The 18,437-nt window shown below is 66.1% G+C and carries 22 protein-coding genes; 12 read left to right on the top strand and 10 right to left on the bottom strand.

Annotated elements, in window-relative coordinates:
* Positions 1-4: 4 nt before the first annotated feature.
* The 3 genes from mltG to AO684_RS05085 form a co-directional block, all read right to left on the bottom strand.
* On the bottom strand, positions 5-1,183 hold the full coding sequence (gene mltG / locus AO684_RS05095; RefSeq protein ID WP_054301663.1) for an endolytic transglycosylase MltG: 1,179 nt from the start codon (positions 1,181-1,183) through the stop codon (positions 5-7).
* Positions 1,183-2,445 carry a beta-ketoacyl-ACP synthase II gene (gene fabF / locus AO684_RS05090; protein WP_054301662.1) on the bottom strand — a complete coding sequence of 421 codons (1,263 nt, stop codon included), beginning with the start codon at positions 2,443-2,445 and terminating at the stop codon, positions 1,183-1,185. The genes mltG and fabF overlap by 1 nt, the downstream gene beginning before the upstream one ends.
* A 183-nt stretch (positions 2,446-2,628) precedes the next feature.
* Positions 2,629-2,868, bottom strand: coding sequence for a hypothetical protein (locus AO684_RS05085; protein WP_054301661.1), 240 nt, complete (start codon positions 2,866-2,868; stop codon positions 2,629-2,631).
* Between the two features lie 184 nt (positions 2,869-3,052).
* Between AO684_RS05085 and AO684_RS05080 the strand changes: the two genes are divergently transcribed.
* The 6 genes from AO684_RS05080 to AO684_RS05055 all read left to right on the top strand — a co-directional run bounded on the left by AO684_RS05080 (position 3,053) and on the right by AO684_RS05055 (position 6,410).
* On the top strand, positions 3,053-3,796 hold the full coding sequence (locus AO684_RS05080) for a M48 family metallopeptidase (protein ID WP_054301692.1): 744 nt from the start codon (positions 3,053-3,055) through the stop codon (positions 3,794-3,796).
* A gap of 128 nt (positions 3,797-3,924) precedes the next feature.
* Positions 3,925-4,584, top strand: a complete 660-nt coding sequence (locus AO684_RS22490; RefSeq protein ID WP_054301660.1) for a DUF2254 family protein — start codon at positions 3,925-3,927, stop codon at positions 4,582-4,584.
* The gene (locus AO684_RS22485; RefSeq protein WP_054301659.1) at positions 4,520-5,209 is read left to right on the top strand and encodes a DUF2254 family protein; all 690 of its coding nucleotides are present in this window, start codon (positions 4,520-4,522) and stop codon (positions 5,207-5,209) included. Before AO684_RS22490 ends, AO684_RS22485 begins: the two co-directional genes overlap by 65 nt.
* A gap of 86 nt (positions 5,210-5,295) precedes the next feature.
* The gene (locus AO684_RS05065; protein ID WP_054301658.1) at positions 5,296-5,547 is read left to right on the top strand and encodes a DUF6455 family protein; all 252 of its coding nucleotides are present in this window, start codon (positions 5,296-5,298) and stop codon (positions 5,545-5,547) included.
* Positions 5,548-5,599: 52 nt separating this feature from the next.
* Positions 5,600-5,971, top strand: coding sequence for a YigZ family protein (locus AO684_RS05060; RefSeq protein WP_054301657.1), 372 nt, complete (start codon positions 5,600-5,602; stop codon positions 5,969-5,971).
* A gap of 76 nt (positions 5,972-6,047) precedes the next feature.
* Positions 6,048-6,410 carry a diacylglycerol kinase gene (locus AO684_RS05055; protein WP_054301656.1) on the top strand — a complete coding sequence of 121 codons (363 nt, stop codon included), beginning with the start codon at positions 6,048-6,050 and terminating at the stop codon, positions 6,408-6,410.
* Between the two features lie 5 nt (positions 6,411-6,415).
* Here the strand turns inward: AO684_RS05055 and AO684_RS05050 are convergent, their stop codons facing one another.
* A complete protein-coding gene (locus AO684_RS05050; RefSeq protein WP_054301655.1) occupies positions 6,416-6,658 on the bottom strand; it encodes a CDGSH iron-sulfur domain-containing protein in 243 nt (80 codons plus the stop codon).
* A gap of 125 nt (positions 6,659-6,783) precedes the next feature.
* Here AO684_RS05050 and AO684_RS05045 point away from each other — a divergent pair, with 125 nt between their 5' ends.
* A complete protein-coding gene (locus tag AO684_RS05045; RefSeq protein ID WP_054301654.1) occupies positions 6,784-7,071 on the top strand; it encodes a hypothetical protein in 288 nt (95 codons plus the stop codon).
* A 34-nt stretch (positions 7,072-7,105) separates the two neighbouring features.
* Positions 7,106-7,660 (top strand): hypothetical protein, encoded by a 555-nt coding sequence (locus AO684_RS05040; RefSeq protein ID WP_152968352.1) that lies wholly within the window; start codon positions 7,106-7,108, stop codon positions 7,658-7,660.
* Between the two features lie 24 nt (positions 7,661-7,684).
* Here AO684_RS05040 and rimO read toward each other — a convergent pair whose 3' ends face one another.
* A complete protein-coding gene (gene rimO / locus AO684_RS05035) occupies positions 7,685-9,064 on the bottom strand; it encodes a 30S ribosomal protein S12 methylthiotransferase RimO (RefSeq protein WP_054301652.1) in 1,380 nt (459 codons plus the stop codon).
* A 131-nt stretch (positions 9,065-9,195) separates the two neighbouring features.
* Between rimO and AO684_RS05030 the strand changes: the two genes are divergently transcribed.
* Positions 9,196-11,142 carry an AsmA family protein gene (locus AO684_RS05030; RefSeq protein WP_054301651.1) on the top strand — a complete coding sequence of 649 codons (1,947 nt, stop codon included), beginning with the start codon at positions 9,196-9,198 and terminating at the stop codon, positions 11,140-11,142.
* 13 nt (positions 11,143-11,155) lie between these two features.
* On the opposite strand, the gene AO684_RS05025 is transcribed toward AO684_RS05030, so the two are convergent.
* Positions 11,156-11,632 carry a hypothetical protein gene (locus AO684_RS05025; RefSeq protein WP_054301650.1) on the bottom strand — a complete coding sequence of 159 codons (477 nt, stop codon included), beginning with the start codon at positions 11,630-11,632 and terminating at the stop codon, positions 11,156-11,158.
* A 120-nt stretch (positions 11,633-11,752) separates the two neighbouring features.
* Here AO684_RS05025 and moaA point away from each other — a divergent pair, with 120 nt between their 5' ends.
* Together moaA and AO684_RS05015 are read left to right on the top strand one after the other, a co-directional pair.
* A complete protein-coding gene (gene moaA, locus AO684_RS05020) occupies positions 11,753-12,757 on the top strand; it encodes a GTP 3',8-cyclase MoaA (RefSeq protein WP_054301649.1) in 1,005 nt (334 codons plus the stop codon).
* Complete coding sequence (locus tag AO684_RS05015) at positions 12,750-13,520, top strand: HPP family protein (RefSeq protein ID WP_054301648.1); 771 nt, start codon at positions 12,750-12,752, stop codon at positions 13,518-13,520. Before moaA ends, AO684_RS05015 begins: the two co-directional genes overlap by 8 nt.
* Here the strand turns inward: AO684_RS05015 and AO684_RS05010 are convergent.
* Positions 13,477-13,821, bottom strand: coding sequence for a hypothetical protein (locus tag AO684_RS05010; protein WP_054301647.1), 345 nt, complete (start codon positions 13,819-13,821; stop codon positions 13,477-13,479). The two genes, AO684_RS05015 and AO684_RS05010, sit on opposite strands and share 44 nt — an antisense overlap.
* A gap of 118 nt (positions 13,822-13,939) precedes the next feature.
* On the opposite strand from AO684_RS05010, the gene AO684_RS05005 reads away from it, so the two are divergent.
* On the top strand, positions 13,940-14,668 hold the full coding sequence (locus tag AO684_RS05005; RefSeq protein ID WP_054301646.1) for a Crp/Fnr family transcriptional regulator: 729 nt from the start codon (positions 13,940-13,942) through the stop codon (positions 14,666-14,668).
* A 3-nt stretch (positions 14,669-14,671) separates the two neighbouring features.
* On the opposite strand, the gene AO684_RS05000 is transcribed toward AO684_RS05005, so the two are convergent.
* The 3 genes from AO684_RS05000 to argE form a co-directional block, all read right to left on the bottom strand.
* The gene (locus AO684_RS05000) at positions 14,672-15,838 is read right to left on the bottom strand and encodes a M20 aminoacylase family protein (RefSeq protein ID WP_054301645.1); all 1,167 of its coding nucleotides are present in this window, start codon (positions 15,836-15,838) and stop codon (positions 14,672-14,674) included.
* Positions 15,839-15,930: 92 nt separating this feature from the next.
* Positions 15,931-17,274 carry an FAD-binding oxidoreductase gene (locus AO684_RS04995; RefSeq protein ID WP_200907793.1) on the bottom strand — a complete coding sequence of 448 codons (1,344 nt, stop codon included), beginning with the start codon at positions 17,272-17,274 and terminating at the stop codon, positions 15,931-15,933.
* Positions 17,274-18,437 carry an acetylornithine deacetylase gene (gene argE, locus AO684_RS04990; RefSeq protein WP_054301691.1) on the bottom strand — a complete coding sequence of 388 codons (1,164 nt, stop codon included), beginning with the start codon at positions 18,435-18,437 and terminating at the stop codon, positions 17,274-17,276. Before argE ends, AO684_RS04995 begins: the two co-directional genes overlap by 1 nt.

The following is an 18,437-nucleotide window of genomic DNA, read 5'->3' as shown; positions in this document are numbered from 1 at the left end:
GGCCTTACTGGCCCTGCACCCCGCCTTCATTCGCCTGACCACGCTCCGCCTCGATGGCGCGCCAGCGCGCCACATTGGCGTTATGTTCCTCCAGCGTGGCCGCAAAGGCGTGACCGCCGCTGCCATCCGCCACGAAGAACAGATAGTCGCTTTGCGCCGGGTTCAGCGCGGCCTCGATGCTCAGCCGTCCCGGATTGGCGATGGGGGTCGGCGGCAGCCCTTCGATGACATAGGTGTTGTAGGGCGTGGCGCGACGCAACTCGCTTTGCCGCAGGCCCCGGCCCAGCACCCCCTCACCCTTGGTGATGCCATAGATCACCGTCGGGTCGGTTTGCAGCCGCATCCCCTTGTTCAGCCGGTTCACGAAGACACTGGCGACCAGCGGGCGTTCATCGGCGATGCCGGTTTCCTTTTCCACGATGGAGGCCATGACCATGGCCTGTTCCTTCGTGTCATAAGGCAGATCGCCCGCGCGCGAGGCCCAGAGATCATCCATGATCCGGGTCTGCTTGTCCTGCATCTGCACCAGCAGCGCCGCGCGCGAGGCGCCCTTGTCCACCTCATAGGCATCGGGGGCAAGCGTGCCCTCGGGCGGCACGGCCTCGATATTGCCGTCCAGGAAATCGGCGCGCTTCAGGCTGTCGACCACCTGCCAGCTGGTCACGCCTTCCGCCAGCGTGATCTGCCAGCGCAGATCGCCCGCCGCCACCGCATCCACATATTCCTGCGGCGCGGCATCGGTCGCGGGGGCGAATTTGGCCACCTCGACATAGCGGTTGGTCCCGGCATCCAGTTCGCGCAGAATGATTTCCGCCTTGGCGACGCCGATACGGTAATTCACCTCGCGCCCGCAGGTCGAGGCGCCCCCTGCCGTCACCAGATCAAGGATCTGTGCCATCGACGCCCCTTCGGGCACCAGATAGGAGCCGAATTTCAAGCCCTTGGCCTTGCCGGAATAATCTGCACCGATGCGGAAGATCCGCGCGTCACTGACCGCGCCCTGCGCTTCGAGATTGCGGCTCACCTCGCTCAGCGACGAGCCACGCTCCACCTTCAGGCAGATCGGCTGCGCCAGCGGGCCGGGGCCATTGAATTCCTGCCGTCCCCAGGCCAGAACCCCGGCGACGGCAATCAGCAACACGATGAACAGGGTCAGCGCGTTGGAGGCGACAGACCGCCACATCAGCCGCGCACCTTGCCCAGAACGAGGCTCGCATTGGTGCCACCGAAGCCAAAGCTGTTCGACAGCGCCACGTCGATCTTGCGCTTCACCGCCTTGTTCGGCGCAAGATCAAGCTTCGGCTGGATCGCCGGATTGTCGAGGTTGATCGTCGGCGGCGCCACCTGATCGCGGATCGCCAGCACGCAGAAGATCGCCTCGACCGCACCCGCCGCGCCAAGAAGATGCCCGATGCTCGACTTGGTCGAAGACATCGTGGCCTTCGCCGCCGCATCGCCCATCAGCCGCTCCACCGCGCCCAGTTCGATCGTATCGGCCATGGTCGAGGTGCCATGCGCGTTGATGTAATCCACCTGGTCCGGCGAGATCCCGGCACGGGCCAGCGCCGCGCTCATGCTGCGGAAACCGCCATCGCCATCTTCCGACGGCGCGGTGATGTGATAGGCGTCGCCCGAAAGGCCATAGCCCAGCACCTCGGCATAGATCTTCGCGCCGCGCGCCTTCGCGTGTTCGTATTCCTCCAGCACGACGACGCCCGCGCCCTCGCCCATGACGAAGCCGTCGCGGTCGGCGTCATAGGGGCGGCTGGCCTTCTCCGGCTCCTCGGCCCGCTTGGTCGACAGCGCCTTGCAGGCGTTGAAGCCCGCGATCCCGATTTCGGAAATCGGGCTTTCCGCCCCGCCCGCCACCATGACATCGGCATCGCCCCACATGATCAGCCGCGCCGCATCGCCAATGGCATGGGCGCCGGTGGAACAGGCGGTCACGACAGCATGGTTCGGCCCTTTGAAGCCGAAGCGAATGGACACCTGACCCGAGATCAGGTTGATCAGCGAACCAGGGATGAAGAAGGGCGAAACCCGCTTCGGCCCCTTTTCCTTGATGAGCACCGCCGTATCGGCAATCGTCGACAGCCCGCCGATGCCCGAACCGATCATCACGCCGGTGCGCAGGCGGCTTTCTTCGTCCTCAGGCTCCCATCCGGCATCTTTCACCGCCTGAACGGCGGCGGCCATGCCATAGAGGATGAAATCATCGACCTTGCGACGCTCTTTCGGCTCCATCCAGTCATCGGGGTTGAACGTGCCGTTGCTGCCGTCGCCCAGCGGAATTTCGCAGGCATATTTCGTCACCACATTGCTGGCATCGAAGCGCTTGATCGGACCCGCGCCCGATTGCCCGTCCAGCAGCCGTTTCCAGGTCTCCTCCACCCCGCAAGCCAGCGGCGTGACCATTCCAAGACCCGTGACAACAACGCGACGCATCCGATCTTCCTTCTCGCAACGCCCGTGACAGGGCAAGACCTTGCGAAGCTAGATACACGCGGCATCCGCAGCGCGCAACATGGGGCCTCCGGGCGCGGCCGGGCTTTGCCGGAGGGGCGGTGCGGATGAGGAAGCGGATGGGACGCGCGCCCCAAAGGCCGGGACGCTCAACGCGGGTGAGGCTCAGGCCTTGCGGGTCTCGATCCGGTAGCTGCCTTCCGGCAGATCCAGCGCGGCGGCAAGGTCGCGCAACTGCACCATGGACAGCGTGATGACCATGGGTTCCTGCGTGACGGGATGCACCTGTTCCAGTGTGATGCAGTCGTCGAAAGCCGAAATGGTGATGTCTTCCTGCAACCCCTCATGCCCCTCGTCGATGAGGGTGATCACGGTCGCGTCGAATTCGTGCTCGATGGTAAACATGACCTCAGGCTAGCAGGCCCGGCGCGCGGCGCAACGGCAAAAAGGGCCGTGACACTTTGCCGTGACAGGCCGCCACCACTGGCCGAGGGGTCTTTCCGCCGCCGGGCGTTTTGCTAGATTGGGGAAAACGGCAGGGCAGAAAATGACGACGATGGCAGGATATTCCGGGGCGGGGTTCATGGCGCTGTTGCGGCTGGGGGCTTTGCTGTCTGTCTCGCTTGTCCTTGCGGGATGCGTGACCACCGGCCAGCCTGTGCCCGCCCCAGCACCGCCCCCTGCGCCTGCCGCCGCAGGGGCGGACGGCGGGCGCCTTTCGCCGCAGGATGCCGCGCGCAATTTCGTGACCGTGGTGGAACGGGTGGAGCCGGTGGCCGAACGCTTCTGCCGCCAGCAGGCCGGGCCCGGCCAGAACTGCGATCTTCAGATCGTCGTGGACCGCCGCCGCAACCTGCCGCCCAACGCCTTCCAGACCATCGACGAACAGGGCCGCCCCGTGGTCGGCTTCACGCTCGCGCTGATCGCCGATGCCCGCAATGAAGACGAGATCGCCTTTGTTCTGGGGCATGAGGCCTCGCACCACATCCTTGGCCATATCGGGCGCAAGCAGCAGGGCGCCGAAGCGGGCGCGGTTCTGGGCACCATGCTCGGGCAGGCCACCGGCGCCGATGCCGCGACGATGAAGCAATGGCAAAGCTTTGGTGCCAGCATCGGCGCGCGGCGCTATTCCAAGGAATACGAGCTGGAGGCCGATGCGCTGGGGGCCCGTATCGCCTGGTATGCCGGTTACGATCCGGTGCGCGGCGCGGGCTTCTTCAGCCGCCTGCCCGATCCGGGCGACCAGTTCCTCGGCTCGCACCCGCCCAACGCGCAGCGCCTGCAACAGGTGGGCGCCGTGGTCGCCGGGCTGGAGCGGCAGGCCGCATACTGAGAAGGTCGGGTTGAGAAGGTGGAGCAAGATCGGCGCAGGGGGCACCCTTCCCCTTGCACGCCTGCGAACCGGCAGCCCTTGACCTGCCGCGCACAAGGCCGCAGCCTGCCCGAAAACGGGAGGCAGGCGTGATCAGCAAGGCGCGGTGGATCTGGCGGCAGCTCAGCCGCAAGCTGTGGGTGACTTCGGTGGTCTATGCGCTGGCGGCGCTGGCCACGGCGGGCGCGGCCTCGTGGATCGGGCCGATGCTGCCCGAAGGGATCGACTACAGTATCGGCACCGACGCGGTGGAGGCGGTGCTGACCATCATCGCCTCGTCCATGCTGACGGTCACTACCTTCGCCTTCGGCACCATGCTGGGCGCCTTCAACGCCGCCGCCACCAATATCACCCCGCGCGCCACCAACCTTCTGCAACATGACAGGACCACACAAAAGGTTCTGTCGACCTTTCTGGGCAGCTTCATCTTTTCACTGGTCTCGGTGATCGGTCTGAAAGCGGGGGCCTATGGGCCGAACGGCAAGTTCGTGCTGTTCGTCGTCACGCTGGCACTGGTGGCGCTGATCGTCATTGGCATGCTGCGCTGGATTGCGCATCTGACGGCCTATGGCCGCCGGGATGATACCCATGACCGCGTGGAACAGGCCGTGGCCGAGGCGCTGCGCGCCCGCACGGACGAGCCGTGGCTGGGCGCGCATCCGATGACCGGCCCCGCGCCTTTCGATGCCCGCGCCTTTCGATGCCCGCGCCGTCATGGCCGACCGGATCGGCTATGTCCGCCATGTTGACCTTGCGGCGCTACAGGCGGTGGCCGAGGCGGCGGGATGTGCCATCTGGGTTGCGGCCCTGCCCGGCAGCTTTGTCCATCCCGGCGCGCCGCTGTTGTGGGTCGGCGCCCCGGCAAGCGAGGCCGAGGGCGCCACCTGCCTCGATGCCTTTGACATCGGTGCCACGCGCTCTTTCGACCAGGACCCGCGCTTCGGCCTGTCGGTGCTGACAGAAATCGCCGAACGCGCATTGTCACCCGCCGTCAATGACCCCGGATCGGCCATCGACATTCTGGGCCGCGCGGTCCGGCTGCTGGCGATCTGCACCGAAACCCGCAGCCCCGAAGTGCGCTACAACCGGCTTTGGGTGCCGCCGCTGACTGTGGCCGAGATGATGGAGGATGTTTTTCCGCCCATCGCGCGTGACGGCGCGGGCATCTTCGCCGTGCAGATCCGGCTGCAAAAGGCGCTGCTGGCGCTGTGCGAGATCGACGCCGCCCTGTTTGGCCGGGCCGCCTCGGAACAGGCCCGCGCGGCGCTGACACGGGCCGAGCCGCAGATGCTGCCCGATGAACTCGCGCGTCTGCGCGACGTGGCGGGCCGGATCGGGGTGCTGTCGGACAACCGTCGCCCGCCAGGAATCTGACCTCTTCCCCCCGCGCCTTGACCTGCATCAAGGCGCGTCCGGCTGCCCCGCGCGACCCTTCCCTCAGAATTGCAGGGAGACGGGCAATGCTTGGATATGTCGAGGCGCCGCGCGCCTGGTGGCTGACACATGGCATGGCACGCGCGGTGGGCGTGGACCTGCCGCGCGCGGTGACGGAGGGCTGGCTGAAACGCAGCGAACTGGCGCAGATCGTCACGCGCTGTCAGGGCTGCGGCTGTTCGGCCGATTGCACCGGCTGGCTGGCCGATCCGGCACATGCCGCCGCCCTGCCCGGCTACTGCCGGAACAAGACGGCCATCGAATCTCTGGCGCCCTGAGTGCTGGCCCTTTCCGGCGCCCGCCGCTAACCTGCCCCAAAGCGGAGGCGGGATGCGTCAGATTGAAAATGTGGTTTCGGACCGGGGGTCGAAATATGCCGTCTCGGGCGGCAGGGTCACGGGCCGCAAGGGCTGCGACGCGTTCATTGCCGATCTGAAGCGGGTGAAGAAATACGCCAAGGCCACGCATAATTCCTGGGCCTGCATCCTGTCGGACGGCGGTCCGGTGAAGAATGACGACGGCGAAAGTGGCGCGGGGGCGGTGATCCTGCGCATGCTGGAACGGGCCGAACTGAAGGACACCATCGTCGTCGTCACCCGCTGGTATGGCGGCGTCCATCTTGGCGGCGACCGTTTCGCGCATGTCGTCACCTGCGTGCGTGCCTTTCTGGCCGGGGAAACCGCGTCTCCACCCCAAGGTTGAGGGCTGCGCCGTGGACAGGCCGGGCGTTTTCGCGATATGCGGCGGCATTCGACCTTACGTCAGTCGGGGAACAGGCATGATCGGACGGCTGCTGGCGGAACTCGCCCGGCTCAGGAATACCGCAACCTGGTCATGGGAGGGCTGGGCCGCCTCATGGCGCAACGAGAAATCGCTGCGGCAGTGGTTTGCCGTCAACATCGCCTCGGCCGCGCTGGCTTTCACGCTGGACCTGACGCCGGGCGAACGGGCCCTGATCCTTGCGCTTGGCGTATTGCTGCTGGCGGCAGAGCTGATGAACACGGCGGTGGAGGAGGTGGTGGATTACATCTCCACCGACCATGACCCCCGTGCCAAACGCGCCAAGGATGCCGCTTCGGCTGCCGTTGCTGTGACCGCCATCGCGGGCGGTCTGGCCTGGCTGATGATTCTGCTGGGTTAAGCGGATCAAAGCGTCTTGTGCGTGCCGTCGCAGAACGGCGCCTTACCGGACTGCTTGCAGCCGCACAGAAAGGCGGGCTTCGTGGCCTCGGCGGTGAATTTCACCGGGGTGAAGCCGGTTTCCTTGTGGCTGCCATCGCAGAAGGGCTGTTTCTGCGACCGCCCGCAGGCACACCAGAAATAGGTTTTGCCTTCGGTCAGTTCGACCCTGTAGGGCGCTTTCTGCGGGCATTCCGGGCTGTCGGTCATCGGGCTCTCCGCTGGCGGTTGGCTGCGGGAATGCTAGCGCGCGCGCCCCGAACCGCCAAGCGGGCATTTCCGACCTGACGGAACCGGCAGGGTGTGGCATCCTGCGGGGAAAGACGGAGGTTCCCATGCGCACCCTATCCTTGCTTGTCGCCCTGCTGCCGCTGGCAGCCTGTGTGCAGCCTGCCCCGCCCGGCCCAACCAGCCTGCCGCTGATGGGCGGCTATCGCAACCCGGCCGATCCCTGCCGCCGGGTGGGTGAGGATGCCTTTACCAACCAGTTCCTCGACGATGCCGCCGATCTGGTGGCCTGCCCGGCGGGGATGGAGAACATGGGCGTCTTCATCACCGAAACCGCCGCCCGCCGCCTGACCGACGCGGCAGGATACACGATGTTCAGCGTGCCGCGGCGGTGAGGCATTCGTGACAAGGGAAATGAGGGTGCGCAGGATGAGCCATTCACGCTTGACGCGGATGCTTCTTGCCGCTGCCGTGCTGGGAACGGCTGTCGCCCCCCTTGGCGCGGAGGAAGCCTCGAACGAGCCATGGCAAGAATACCTGCGCGACTGGTTTCTGCCTGAATTCATGGGCTACTGCACACATCCCGAAGCGAGGAACTTCTCCGGCCCGACGTTTCTGGGCTGCCAATTTTCCAATTACGTTGCGATGGAAGCCGAAGCCTTCTGCGGCATCCGCCTTGATGACGCCTTTCAGGGGCAAGCCGCTCGGGAGCAGGTTTTCGAAGCCGAAAGGACTTGCCTGCCCGACGCGATGTTCGGCCCGGAAGCCCTGTCATTCACGCCGCAGGTCGACGGGAATATCTATTCTTCGGATACCGGCGGCACCAAGTATCACGTCACCTACAAGGTGGATTACGGCTGCAAGGAGGCGGCCGAAGTCCAGATGACGATCAAGCAACACGGGAACGGGATTGTCATTACCTTCCTCGCGGCAATGCCGTGGAACTGCGTCGAGGCTATTACCGGGAAGCTGGGCGACAGGTAATCGCGTAACGGGCGGCAGGGTGCTTCACACCAAACGCCCCCACAGATCATATTCGCTGGCTTCCTCGACCTCGACCGTCACCAAGTCGCCCGGCGACAGGGTTTCGAAATCCTCGTCGATGAACAGGTTGCCGTCGATTTCCGGCGCGTCGGCCATGGTGCGGCAGGTGGCGCCCTCTTCGTCCACCTCGTCCACCAGAACCTGCATCACCTGCCCCACCTTGGCGGCGAGCTTGGCTTCGGAAATCGCCTGCGCCTTTTCCATGAAGCGTTCCCAGCGGTCCTGCTTCACCTCGGCCGGCACATGGTCGGGCAGATCGTTCGAGCGCGCCCCGGCGACGTTCTCATACTGGAAGCAGCCCACGCGATCCAGTTGCGCCTCATCGAGCCAGTCCAGCAGGGTCTGGAATTCCGCTTCCGTTTCACCGGGATAGCCCACGATGAAGGTCGAGCGCAGCGTGATGTCCGGGCAGGCGGCGCGCCAGGCGGCAATCTCGTCCAGCGTCTTTGCCGCCGCCGCAGGGCGGGCCATGCGTTTCAGCGTCTCGGGATGCGCATGCTGGAACGGGATGTCCAGATAGGGCAGCACCAGCCCCTCGGCCATCAGCGGGATCAGGTCGCGCACATGCGGATAGGGATAGACGTAATGCAGCCGCACCCAGGCGCCCAGCTTGCCCATCTCGCGCGCCAGATCGGTGATATGCGCCCGCACCTCGCCGCCCTTCCAGGGCGAGAGGTCATGCTTGCGGTCCACCCCATAGGCCGAGGTATCCTGCGAGATGACCAGCAATTCCTTCACCCCTGCCTCGACCAGCTTTTCCGCCTCGCGCAGGACGGCATGAGCCGGGCGGCTGACCAGACGGCCGCGCATGTCGGGGATGATGCAGAACCTGCACTTGTGATTGCAGCCTTCCGAGATCTTCAGATAGCTGTAATGGCGCGGCGTCAGCTTCACCCCGCTGGCGGGCAGCAGATCGACGAAGGGGTCGGGCTGCGGCGGCACGGCCTTGTGCACGGCATCCAGCACGGCCTCATACTGATGCGGGCCGGTGACGGCCAAAACCTTGGGATGCGCGCCGGTGATGTAATCCGGCTCTGCCCCCAGACAGCCGGTGACCAGCACCTTGCCGTTTTCACGCAGAGCTTCGCCGATGGCATCAAGGCTTTCCGCCTTGGCACTGTCCAGAAAACCGCAGGTGTTCACGATCACCGCATCGGCGCCCTTGTAATCCGGGCTGATCGCATAACCCTCGGCGCGCAGGCGCGTCAGGATGCGTTCACTGTCCACCAGCGCCTTGGGGCAGCCAAGCGAGACCATGCCGATGGTCGGCTGGCCGGGGCGTGCCACGTCGGGGATCATGGCACGGGCGAGATCGGGGCGGAGGTTCGGCGGGTTCTGCGACATTGGCCCCATATAGCGGTGAAGCAGGCCGCCGCAAAGGGGCCACGCGCAGCCCACCGCCGACCAGCGCCACACGGGATTGTTGCCCGCAACAGCTGCGGTTAGGCTGCGGGCAAGAGTGGAAGGAGGGCCGGATGCGCTGGTTGATGCGGATCGTCTCGTCATTGCTGGTTCTGGTGCTGCTGTTGGCGCTGATGGTGTTCCTAATGCCGAAGGACAGGATCGCCCGGCTGGCGGAAACGGAATTTGCCCGCACCACCGGCCGCGTCATCGAGATCGGCAACCAGATCCGCCCGACGATCTGGCCTGTGCTGGGGGTCACCGCCGGGCCGGTGCGCATCGCCAATCCTGACTGGGCAGCCGGACCGGACCTGCTGCATGCCGACCGCATTGCCATCGGGCTGGAACTTGGGCCTTTGTTCGATGGCCAGATCCGCATGACGGAGGTGGAGATCGACAAGCCCGAACTGCTGCTGGAGCGGCGCAAGGACGGGCGCACCACCTGGGCCATGGGGGGCAGCGGCGGCTCGGGCCCCGCAAGCGGCGCATCCTCCGGCGCGGGCATGACGCTCGGGCGGGGCACGATCCGCGATGGCCGCCTGCGCTTCATCGACCGTCAGAGCGGCACCGAGATCGAGATGACCGACGTCAATATCGACGCCGCCATCCCCGATTTCGATGGCCCGGCCCGGATCGACCTGCGCGGGCTGGTGCGCGGGCAGCCGGTCACACTCAATGCCTCGGTCGAGGCGCTGGGGCCGCTGCTGGCCGGAGAACTGGGCGCGATCGAGCTTCAGGCAGGCGCGGGCAAGGCGGCCTTCGGCTTCAAGGGCAAGGCAAGTCTCGCGCGGGCCGAGGCCGAAGGCCATCTGACCGCCGATCTGGGCGACCGCCCGGCACTGGAGGCGGTGCTGGGCCGCCCCCTGCCCGATCTGCCAGAAGGCCTGGGTGCGCGCGCCATCGGGCTGAGCGCCGATCTGACGCGCACGGCCAAGGGCGCGCTGCATCTGCGCAAGGCCGAAATCGCGCTGGACGATACCGTGATCACGGGCGAGGCCGACCTGTTGCCCGGCACAGACCGCCCGCGCCTTCAGGGTCGCTTCACGACCGAACGGCTGACCCTGCCCGGCAGCACGACGCAAGGGGACGGCAAGAACACGGGCGATGCGGGCTGGTCCACCACCCCCATTGACGTCTCGGGCCTGTCGGCGCTGGATGCCGAAATCACTCTGTCCGCCGGGGCCATTGCAGCCGGTCCGCTGAAGCTGGGCCAGACCCAGGCGGGCGTCACGCTGGACCGCGCGCGTGCCGTGGTGAAACTGACCGAAGCCGCAGCCTATAGCGGCGGGATCACCGGGCAATTCGTGCTGAACGGGCGTCAGGGCCTGTCAGTCGGGGGTGACCTTTCGCTGAAGGAGCTCAACCTGCAACCCCTGCTGCAAGACCTGACCGGAACCGACCGGCTGCTTGGTCGCGGAAATGTGAAGCTGAGCTTCCTCGGCTCCGGCGCGTCGGTCGATGCGATCCTCCGCAGCCTGTCCGGCGACATTGCCGTCAAGATGGGCAAGGGCGAAATCCTTGGTCTCGACATCGTGGGGATGCTGCGCACCATGGACCCCGGCTATGTCGGTGAAGGAAAGCGGACGATCTTCGACACCGCCGGAATGACCGCGAAAATCACCAATGGCATCGCGGTTTCGGACGACCTGAACATCGCCGCCAACCTGTTCACCGCAGGCGGCGCCGGGCAGATCGACCTTGGCGCGCGCAGTCTCGACTACCGGCTGCTGCCGCGTCTGGGCGGAGACGACGGCGTAGAAATTCCGGTGCTGATCAAGGGGCCATGGGCATCGCCCAAGATCCGGCTGGATCTGGAATGGCTGACCCAAAAGCGGCTGGATGCCGAAAAGGCCCGCGCGGAAGAACGCGCCAAGGCCCGGCTGGAGGAACTGGCGAAGGACAAGCTGGGCGTCACCCCACAGGAGGGCGAAAGCCTTGAAACCGCCGCCAAACGCCGCGCGCAAGAGGCGCTGGAGGCGGAAACCGGCCGCATCCTCGACAAAATCCTGAACGGAAACTGAGGCTTGCGCGGCCTTACCGTTTAAGAACCTCGACGGTGGGCAGATCGGTCAGCGACAGGCCCGCCGCGCGGAAGGCTGCCAGCGACAGTTGCGCAGCGCCCTCGCCCGGCATCAGGTCAACCTGCACGGTCACGCCACCGGCCGTCCGGATCACCCCCGGCACCGGCGCCGACACCAGCGACGACCGCAGCCAGAATCCCGGCGTGGTCGGATCGCCCAGCGTCACCACCACCTTGCCCAGCGAGCCACCCGCCGGAACCGTCGCCGCCGTGGCGGCCTTGCGCTGTTCGTCGGTGGTCGTATCCAGCGTCTCGGCGGTGCGGGCGCCGGGTTTCGGCGGCGGCGCCGAAAGCTCGGGCGTGGGCAGCGGCAGCGGCTCGGAAATTGCGCTTTGCGGTGCAGAGGGGCGCTTGCCGAACTGAGGCATCTTCAAGTCGGCGCAGCCCGCCAGTAGCAGGCACCCCCCCAGAATCGTCAGACCACGCAGCATTCCGCACCTCCTTCTCACGCGCCCGCATCGGGCAGAGTGCAACGATAGTCGGGGGGGAACGGCGCTTCAACTGTCGGATTCGCGCTTGCTGGCCGTTCGGCGAATGCCTACCTTTCAGGCATGAACGCGCCCCTGATCGACCCTTTCGCCCGTGCCATCCGATACCTGAGGGTTTCGGTGACGGATCGCTGCGATTTCCGCTGCACCTATTGCATGGCTGAACACATGACATTCCTGCCGAAGGCAGAGTTGCTGACGCTGGAGGAACTTGACCGGCTTTGCACCGCTTTCGTGCATATGGGCGTGGAAAAGCTGCGCATCACCGGGGGCGAGCCGCTGGTGCGCAAGGGCATCATGACCTTCTTCCGCGCCATGTCGCGCCATCTGGACAGCGGCGCGCTGAAAGAGCTGACACTGACAACCAACGGCAGCCAGCTTGCCCGTTTCGCACAGGAACTGGTCGATTGCGGGATCCGTCGGATCAACGTGTCTCTGGATACGCTCGATCCCGCGAAGTTCGCGGAAATCACCCGCTGGGGGCGCCTGCCGCAGGTGCTGGACGGGATCGAGGCAGCGAAGGCGGCCGGGCTGCGCGTGAAAATCAATGCCGTGGCGCTGAAGGGCTTCAACGAGGACGAGCTGTTCCCGCTGGTCGATTGGTGCGCGCGGGAGGGCCATGACCTGACCTTCATCGAGGTCATGCCGATGGGCGATCTGGGCGGCGAGGACCGGCTGTCGCAATACTGGGCGCTGACAGACCTGCGGGCCCGGCTGGCCGAACGCTTCACCCTGACCGATCTGGCGGAACGCACCGGCGGCCCGGCGCGCTATGTGCGGCTGGAGGAGACGGGGCAGAAGATCGGATTCATCACGCCCTTGACCCATAATTTCTGCGAAAGCTGCAACCGGGTGCGGCTGACCTGCACGGGTGAGCTTTACATGTGCCTCGGGCAGGAGGACATGGCCGACCTGCGCGCGCCGCTGCGCGCCAGCCCGGATGACACCGGGCTGGAACAGGCGATCCGTGCCGCTATTGCCCGCAAGCCGAAGGGCCATGACTTCGATTATTCGCGCCAGGCCATCGCCGGACAGATGACCCGCCACATGAGCCATACGGGTGGCTGAAGCCGTGAGCGACCAGCAGAAATGGCTGACTGCCGCGGCAGAACATCTGCTGCCCGCCATGGTGTTGCCCCGCGGCAGCGAAATGCTGCGCGCGGCAGGGGCAATCGGGCTAACGCTGGGTCTGGCCGCGCTGATGCAGATGCTGCTTGGCGCCAACGATGCGCGGTTCTCGCTGATCGCCCCGCTGGCGGCCACCACCTTCCTGCTGATCTCGGTTCCCAACAGCCCGCTGACACAGCCCTGGTCGGTGGTGATCGGCAATGGCGCGAGTGCTGCGGTGGCGGTGACCGTGTTGCAATTCGGCCTGCCCGTCCCGCTGACCATTGCGCTGGCGGTGGGCGGGGCGACGCTGGCGATGATGCTGCTGCGTGCCATGCATCCGCCCGGCGCTGCCGTTGCCATGGCCGCCGTCCTGTCAGCCCCGGCGACGATGAAGCTGGGCTACCAGTTCGCGCTGACGCCGGTGATGCTGGACAGCACCATTCTGGTGATCGCAGCCATCGCGGTAAACCGGCTGACCGGCCGGGTCTATCCTTTCCGCCTGCCCCATGACGCCACCGCCGCGCCGCGCCGCGCCGACCGCCCCTCGCCAGAGGTGCTGGAGCGGATTCTGGGCGACCTGCGCCTGTCGGCCAATATCGGGGTGGAAGACCTGCGTCGCGTGCTGGACGAGATCGAGAAGCGCGAAAAGCCGCCTGTACCGCACCGGAAGCCCCGCTTCAGCGGAGCTGTCGGAGCATTCCGGCCACGCTCTCGTCGCTGAACGGCAGGTCCAGCACCAGGGGCGGCGGCTGTCCCGGCAGCGCCTCGACCGAGGCGCGCAGACTGACATATCGGCCACCCAGCGCCGCTATACGCTCCAGCAGACCGCTGTCGCGCGCCGTGGCGAAAGGCAGGTTCAGGAAAGCCGCCGCCAGATCCACAGCATCGGCCAGTTCGGCCAGCGCCGCCTCGATCTCGGTCGCGACCAGAACCGTCGCCATGCGGTCAGCCTCGCCGATCAGCATGCCCAGATCCTCGGCCACCAGCCGGACCGGGTCGACCACCAGAAACAGCCGTCGCATCCCATTCTCCCTGCGCCAGGATCTCCGGTCACCCGATTCTCCGCCCGATTCCCCGGTAGCATGGAACCGTCTGCGCAGGTTCGCATTAAACTGTGACATAGCCGAAGAGGAATTCGCCATGCCCACAGCCTGCGCCGACTGCCCCCTGCGCTGCCAGCCGATGTTCCAGCCGATGAATGCCGGGGAGGTCGCCTTCATGCAGGCCTTCAAATCGTCAGAGGTGGAGGTGGCCGCCGGACAGGTCTTGCTGTGGGAGGGGCAATCGAGCCCGTGGCTTTACACCGTGCTGCGCGGTCAGGGCCTGCGCAGCAAATCGCTGCCAGATGGTGAACGGCAGGTGGTGAATTTCGTTTTTCCCGGGGATTTCCTTGGCTTGCAGTCGGGAGTTATGGGCGAGATGAAACATTCGGTCGAGGCTACGACCGACATGACCCTGTGCCGTTTTGAACGGAACGAGTTGTGGCGGGTGTTTCGCGATCAACCCGCCCGCGCCTTCGACCTGACTTATCTGGCGGCGACGGAAGAACATTTTCTGGGAGAGGCGCTGCTGACCCTCGGCCAGCGCGACGCGACCAGCCGTCTGGCCTGGGCCTTGCTGCGACTGTGGCGACGGGCGGTTGCGACGGGGATGCAGGGGCCGCGCGGCGTGCCGCTGCCCTGGCGCCAGCGCGATCTGGCCGATGCGCTGGGTCTTTCGCTGGTTCACACCAACAAGACGCTGGCCCGGCTGCGCATCCTGGGCGCCGCGCACTGGTCCGGCGGCTATCTGGCGGTGCCTGATCCGGCGCGGCTGGCCGAACTGGCACAGGAAGAGGACGGGGCTTCGACGCCCCGCCCGCTGTTCTGACCGTCAGGCGGCCGGCATCCGCGTTTCCACCATGCCCGCATACCAGCTTGCGCCGAAGGGAATGGCATTGTCGTCAAAGTTATAGGCCGGGTGATGCACCATCGCGGTATCGCCATTGCCAAGGAAGATATAGGCGCCGGGGCGTTCGTTCAGCATGAAGCTGAAATCCTCGGCCCCCATCAGCGGCGCGGTATTGGTGTCGACATAGCCGGACACCGCCTGCGCCACCTCCGCGGCGAAGCCGGTATTTTCCTCGGTGTTCATCGTCACCGGATAGCCGCGCTGATAGTTCAGCTCGGCCTTTGCGCCCAAAGCCAGCGCCGTGCCCTCAACGATTTCCTTCAACCGCTGTTCCACCTGATCCTGCACCGCCGGGTCCATGGTGCGCACGGTGCCTTTCATCTTCACCACCTGCGGAATGACGTTATGCGCGGTGGAATCGGTGGCGACAGTGCAGATCGAGACGACGACCTGTTTCAGCGGATCGACCGTGCGGCTGGCGATGGTCTGCGCCGCGACGATGATATGGGCGGCGACAACGGTGGTGTCGATGCAGTCATGCGGCTTGGCGGCATGGCCGCCCTTGCCGGTCACGGTGATGTCGAACTGATCCGCCGCCGCCATCATGGCGCCGGGGCGGATGGCGAAATGGCCGACCGGGATGCCGGGCATGTTGTGCATCCCATAGACTTCCTGAATGCCGAAGCGGCCCATCATGCCATCGGCGCACATCTCGCGCCCGCCGCCGCCGCCCTCTTCGGCGGGCTGGAAGATCACCACGGCGGTGCCGTCGAAATTGCGGGTCTCCGCCAGATATTTGGCCGCGCCCAGCAGCATGGCGGTATGGCCGTCATGGCCGCAGGCGTGCATCTTGCCGGGGGTTTTGGAGGCATATTCAACCCCGGTCTGTTCGATGATCGGCAGCGCATCCATATCGGCGCGCAACCCGATGACACGGCCCGTGCTGTCCGTCCGGCCCCTGATGACCCCAACAACGCCAGTGCGGCCGATGCCCTCCACCACCTCGTCGCAGCCAAAGCCGCGCAGCAGTTCGGCCACCTTGCCCGCCGTGCGGTGCACTTCGAACAGCAGTTCCGGGTTTTCATGGAAATCACGCCGCCAGGCAGTGATTTCGGGCAGCAGTTCGGCAAATCGGTTCTTCGGGGGCATGGCGTTCCTCGTGTCCTGGCCGCGCGTGCGGACTTGGATGCCAGCCTGTTACAATCACCGCGCCGCTTCAACCCCGGCGTGTCGGGATTTGATCACAATGACGGGCCGGGTGCGATTTTGCTGCCGTCTGTGAAGCGGGTCAGCCGGAAACGGTGCAGGTCGTGGCCGACGTCATTCCCGGCCACCAGATCAGCGATGACGCGGCCGAAACCGGGGCCGATGCCGAAGCCATGGCCGCTCATCCCCGTTGCCAGCACCAGACCGGGCAGCGCCGCCACCCGGTCCACCACTGGCACCACATCAGGCATCGTGTCGATCATCCCGGCCCATGCTGTCTTGAGCTTCAGCGCCCCGAGATGCGGGAAGCAGGCGGCGAAGCTTTGGCAGACATCGGCAACAATCCGGGCCGAGGGTTCGGGGTTCAGCACGCGCATCCGTTCAAACGGGCTGGTTGCATCCGCCGCCCAGCGACGCGGAGTGCCCCAGGCATCGGGGTAATGCGAAGGTGCGGCGGGAAGGAACTTCGTGGAGCGGAAATCCTTTTTCAACACAGGCAGATAGAGGCCGAAGTTGCGAAAGGCATCCGGCCCGATGAAGAAGTCATGTGCCGCACCGGGGGCCAGCGTATAGCCGCCATCGGCACGTCGGCGGAAGGCGAAGGCATCATCTGCCGCATTGCCGGCAAAGACCTGCGGCAAGGGTTCGGTCGCCATCACGGTCGCCCGCACCGAAAGCTGCGGGATCGCCACGCCATGCGCGCAGGCAAACAGCGCCGACCAGGCGCCGCCCGCCAGAACCACCTGATCGCAGGCGATGCGGCCCTGTTCGGTGACAACGCCGGTGACGCGACCGCCGGCGATGTCCAGCGCCCGCACCGCGCAGTTTTCCACGATCACCGCGCCACGCGCCTGCGCGCCCTCGGCCAGCAGCGGCACCGCCACCCAAGGTTCGGCCCGCGCGTCGGAGGCGGTGAACAGCCCGCCCTTCCACGGCGTCGCCGCCCCTGCGATGCGTTCGGCCACCTGCCCCGCGCTCTGCATCTCGGTATCGACGCCAAAGCTGCGGGCCTCGGCGCGCCAGGCCTCGAACCCCGCCATCTCGGCTTCGGTCGGGGCGAGATACATCACGCCTTCCTGACGGAACCCCAGCGCCTCGCCAAATTCCTGCGACAGCGATTTCCAGTGGCGCAGCGATTCCATCATGATCGGCAATTCGCCGAAATCGCGGCCCTGCTGGCGGATCCAGCCCCAGTTGCGGCTGGATTGTTCGCCCGCGATCCGTCCCTTTTCGCACAGCGTGACGCGCAGCCCGCGTTCGGCAAGGTTCCACGCGGTCATCACCCCGATGACGCCGCCGCCGATCACCACCACGTCGCAGGCGTCGGGCAGCGGGCCGGCAAAGCGGACCGGCGTTGCCTCGGAAATCGGGAATGGCATCATTGCGCCATATCCTCGACCAGCGCCTGCATGAAGCGCCAGCCTGCCTCGAATTCGCTGACCTCCAGATATTCGTCGGGCTGATGAGCCTGCGCGATGTCGCCGGGGCCGCAGACCACGGCGGAATAGCCCTCGGCCTGGAACTGCCCGGCCTCGGTGCCGTAGCTGACAACCATGGTGCCGTTGTCGCCGGTCAGGCGCCGCACCAGCGCCTCGGCCGCGCCATTGGTTTCCGGGGTCAGCGCGGGCACCACGAAGATGCGGTCCAGCAGCACCGCCGCTTCGGGGCGCACGGCCTTCATCGCAGCCTCAACCCGCGCGCATTCAGCCTCGAACCGCGCGGCCCAGTCCTCGACGCTTTCACCCGGCACCACGCGGAATTCCATGACGAACCGGCAATCGGCGGCGGTGATGTTATGCGCCGTCCCGCCCGAGATCTGGCCGGAATGCAGCGTTGTGAAGGGCGGGCGGAACAGGCCCGCAATCTCGGTGACCGGCTTCGCCCGGTTCTCGTCATTGCGGTCATTCATCCACTGGATCAGCCGCGCAGCTTCCATGATGGCGCTGACCCCTTCGGGCAGAAGCGAGGAATGCACCTCGAACCCCTTCACATGCACCCAGAAGCCGGTGCCGCCCTTGTGGCCGTTCACCAGTTTCATCCGCGACGGCTCGCCAATCACTGCCGCAGATGCGCGCGGCAGGGTGCGGGCCATTTCGGCGATCATCGGCGGCGCGCCGGTGCAGCCCAGTTCCTCGTCATAGGATAGCGCGAATTGCAGCGGCCGCTTCACCCCGCGCTGCACCGCCAGCGGCACGGCGGCCAGTGCCAGCGCGACGAAGCCCTTCATGTCGCAGGTGCCGCGCCCGTAAAGCCGCCCGTCCCGCTCGGTCACAGTCCAGGGGTCAGAGCTCCAGTCCTGTCCGTCAACCGGAACGACATCGCTGTGCCCCGAAAGGATGACGCCCCCCTCCACCGCCGGGCCCGCGCTGGCATAAAGCGCGGCCTTGTCGCCGGTTTCATTATAGACGCGATGCGCTGCCACGCCCCAGGACGCCAGATAGCTTTCCACCCAGTCCACAAGGTCCAGGTTGCTTCCCCGGCTGACGGTCGGAAAGGCCACCAGCCGGTCCAGAATCTGACGTGGCGTAAGCTGCTCGGGCAT

Source organism: Gemmobacter sp. LW-1, assembly GCF_001303875.1.
In the GTDB taxonomy this organism is placed as follows: Bacteria; Pseudomonadota; Alphaproteobacteria; order Rhodobacterales; family Rhodobacteraceae; genus Gemmobacter; species Gemmobacter caeni.
The sequence above is the reverse complement of the archived record's forward strand: the minus strand, read 5'-3'. Positions and strand labels throughout refer to the sequence as shown.

Excerpts from the sequence above, each read along its gene's own strand:
- mltG (WP_054301663.1), bottom strand. The coding sequence starts at position 1,183 with ATGTGGCGGTCTGTCGCCTCCAACGCGCTGACCCTGTTCATCGTGTTG.
- fabF (WP_054301662.1), bottom strand. The coding sequence starts at position 2,445 with ATGCGTCGCGTTGTTGTCACGGGTCTTGGAATGGTCACGCCGCTGGCT.
- AO684_RS05085 (WP_054301661.1), bottom strand. The coding sequence starts at position 2,868 with ATGTTTACCATCGAGCACGAATTCGACGCGACCGTGATCACCCTCATC.
- AO684_RS22485 (WP_054301659.1), top strand. The coding sequence starts at position 4,520 with ATGCCCGCGCCTTTCGATGCCCGCGCCGTCATGGCCGACCGGATCGGC.
- AO684_RS05065 (WP_054301658.1), top strand. The coding sequence starts at position 5,296 with ATGCTTGGATATGTCGAGGCGCCGCGCGCCTGGTGGCTGACACATGGC.
- AO684_RS05060 (WP_054301657.1), top strand. The coding sequence starts at position 5,600 with ATGCGTCAGATTGAAAATGTGGTTTCGGACCGGGGGTCGAAATATGCC.
- AO684_RS05055 (WP_054301656.1), top strand. The coding sequence starts at position 6,048 with ATGATCGGACGGCTGCTGGCGGAACTCGCCCGGCTCAGGAATACCGCA.
- AO684_RS05050 (WP_054301655.1), bottom strand. The coding sequence starts at position 6,658 with ATGACCGACAGCCCGGAATGCCCGCAGAAAGCGCCCTACAGGGTCGAA.
- AO684_RS05045 (WP_054301654.1), top strand. The coding sequence starts at position 6,784 with ATGCGCACCCTATCCTTGCTTGTCGCCCTGCTGCCGCTGGCAGCCTGT.
- AO684_RS05040 (WP_152968352.1), top strand. The coding sequence starts at position 7,106 with ATGAGCCATTCACGCTTGACGCGGATGCTTCTTGCCGCTGCCGTGCTG.
- rimO (WP_054301652.1), bottom strand. The coding sequence starts at position 9,064 with ATGTCGCAGAACCCGCCGAACCTCCGCCCCGATCTCGCCCGTGCCATG.
- AO684_RS05030 (WP_054301651.1), top strand. The coding sequence starts at position 9,196 with ATGCGCTGGTTGATGCGGATCGTCTCGTCATTGCTGGTTCTGGTGCTG.
- AO684_RS05025 (WP_054301650.1), bottom strand. The coding sequence starts at position 11,632 with ATGCTGCGTGGTCTGACGATTCTGGGGGGGTGCCTGCTACTGGCGGGC.
- moaA (WP_054301649.1), top strand. The coding sequence starts at position 11,753 with ATGAACGCGCCCCTGATCGACCCTTTCGCCCGTGCCATCCGATACCTG.
- AO684_RS05010 (WP_054301647.1), bottom strand. The coding sequence starts at position 13,821 with ATGCGACGGCTGTTTCTGGTGGTCGACCCGGTCCGGCTGGTGGCCGAG.
- AO684_RS05005 (WP_054301646.1), top strand. The coding sequence starts at position 13,940 with ATGCCCACAGCCTGCGCCGACTGCCCCCTGCGCTGCCAGCCGATGTTC.
- AO684_RS05000 (WP_054301645.1), bottom strand. The coding sequence starts at position 15,838 with ATGCCCCCGAAGAACCGATTTGCCGAACTGCTGCCCGAAATCACTGCC.
- AO684_RS04995 (WP_200907793.1), bottom strand. The coding sequence starts at position 17,274 with ATGCCATTCCCGATTTCCGAGGCAACGCCGGTCCGCTTTGCCGGCCCG.
- argE (WP_054301691.1), bottom strand. The coding sequence starts at position 18,437 with ATGCCCGAGCAGCTTACGCCACGTCAGATTCTGGACCGGCTGGTGGCC.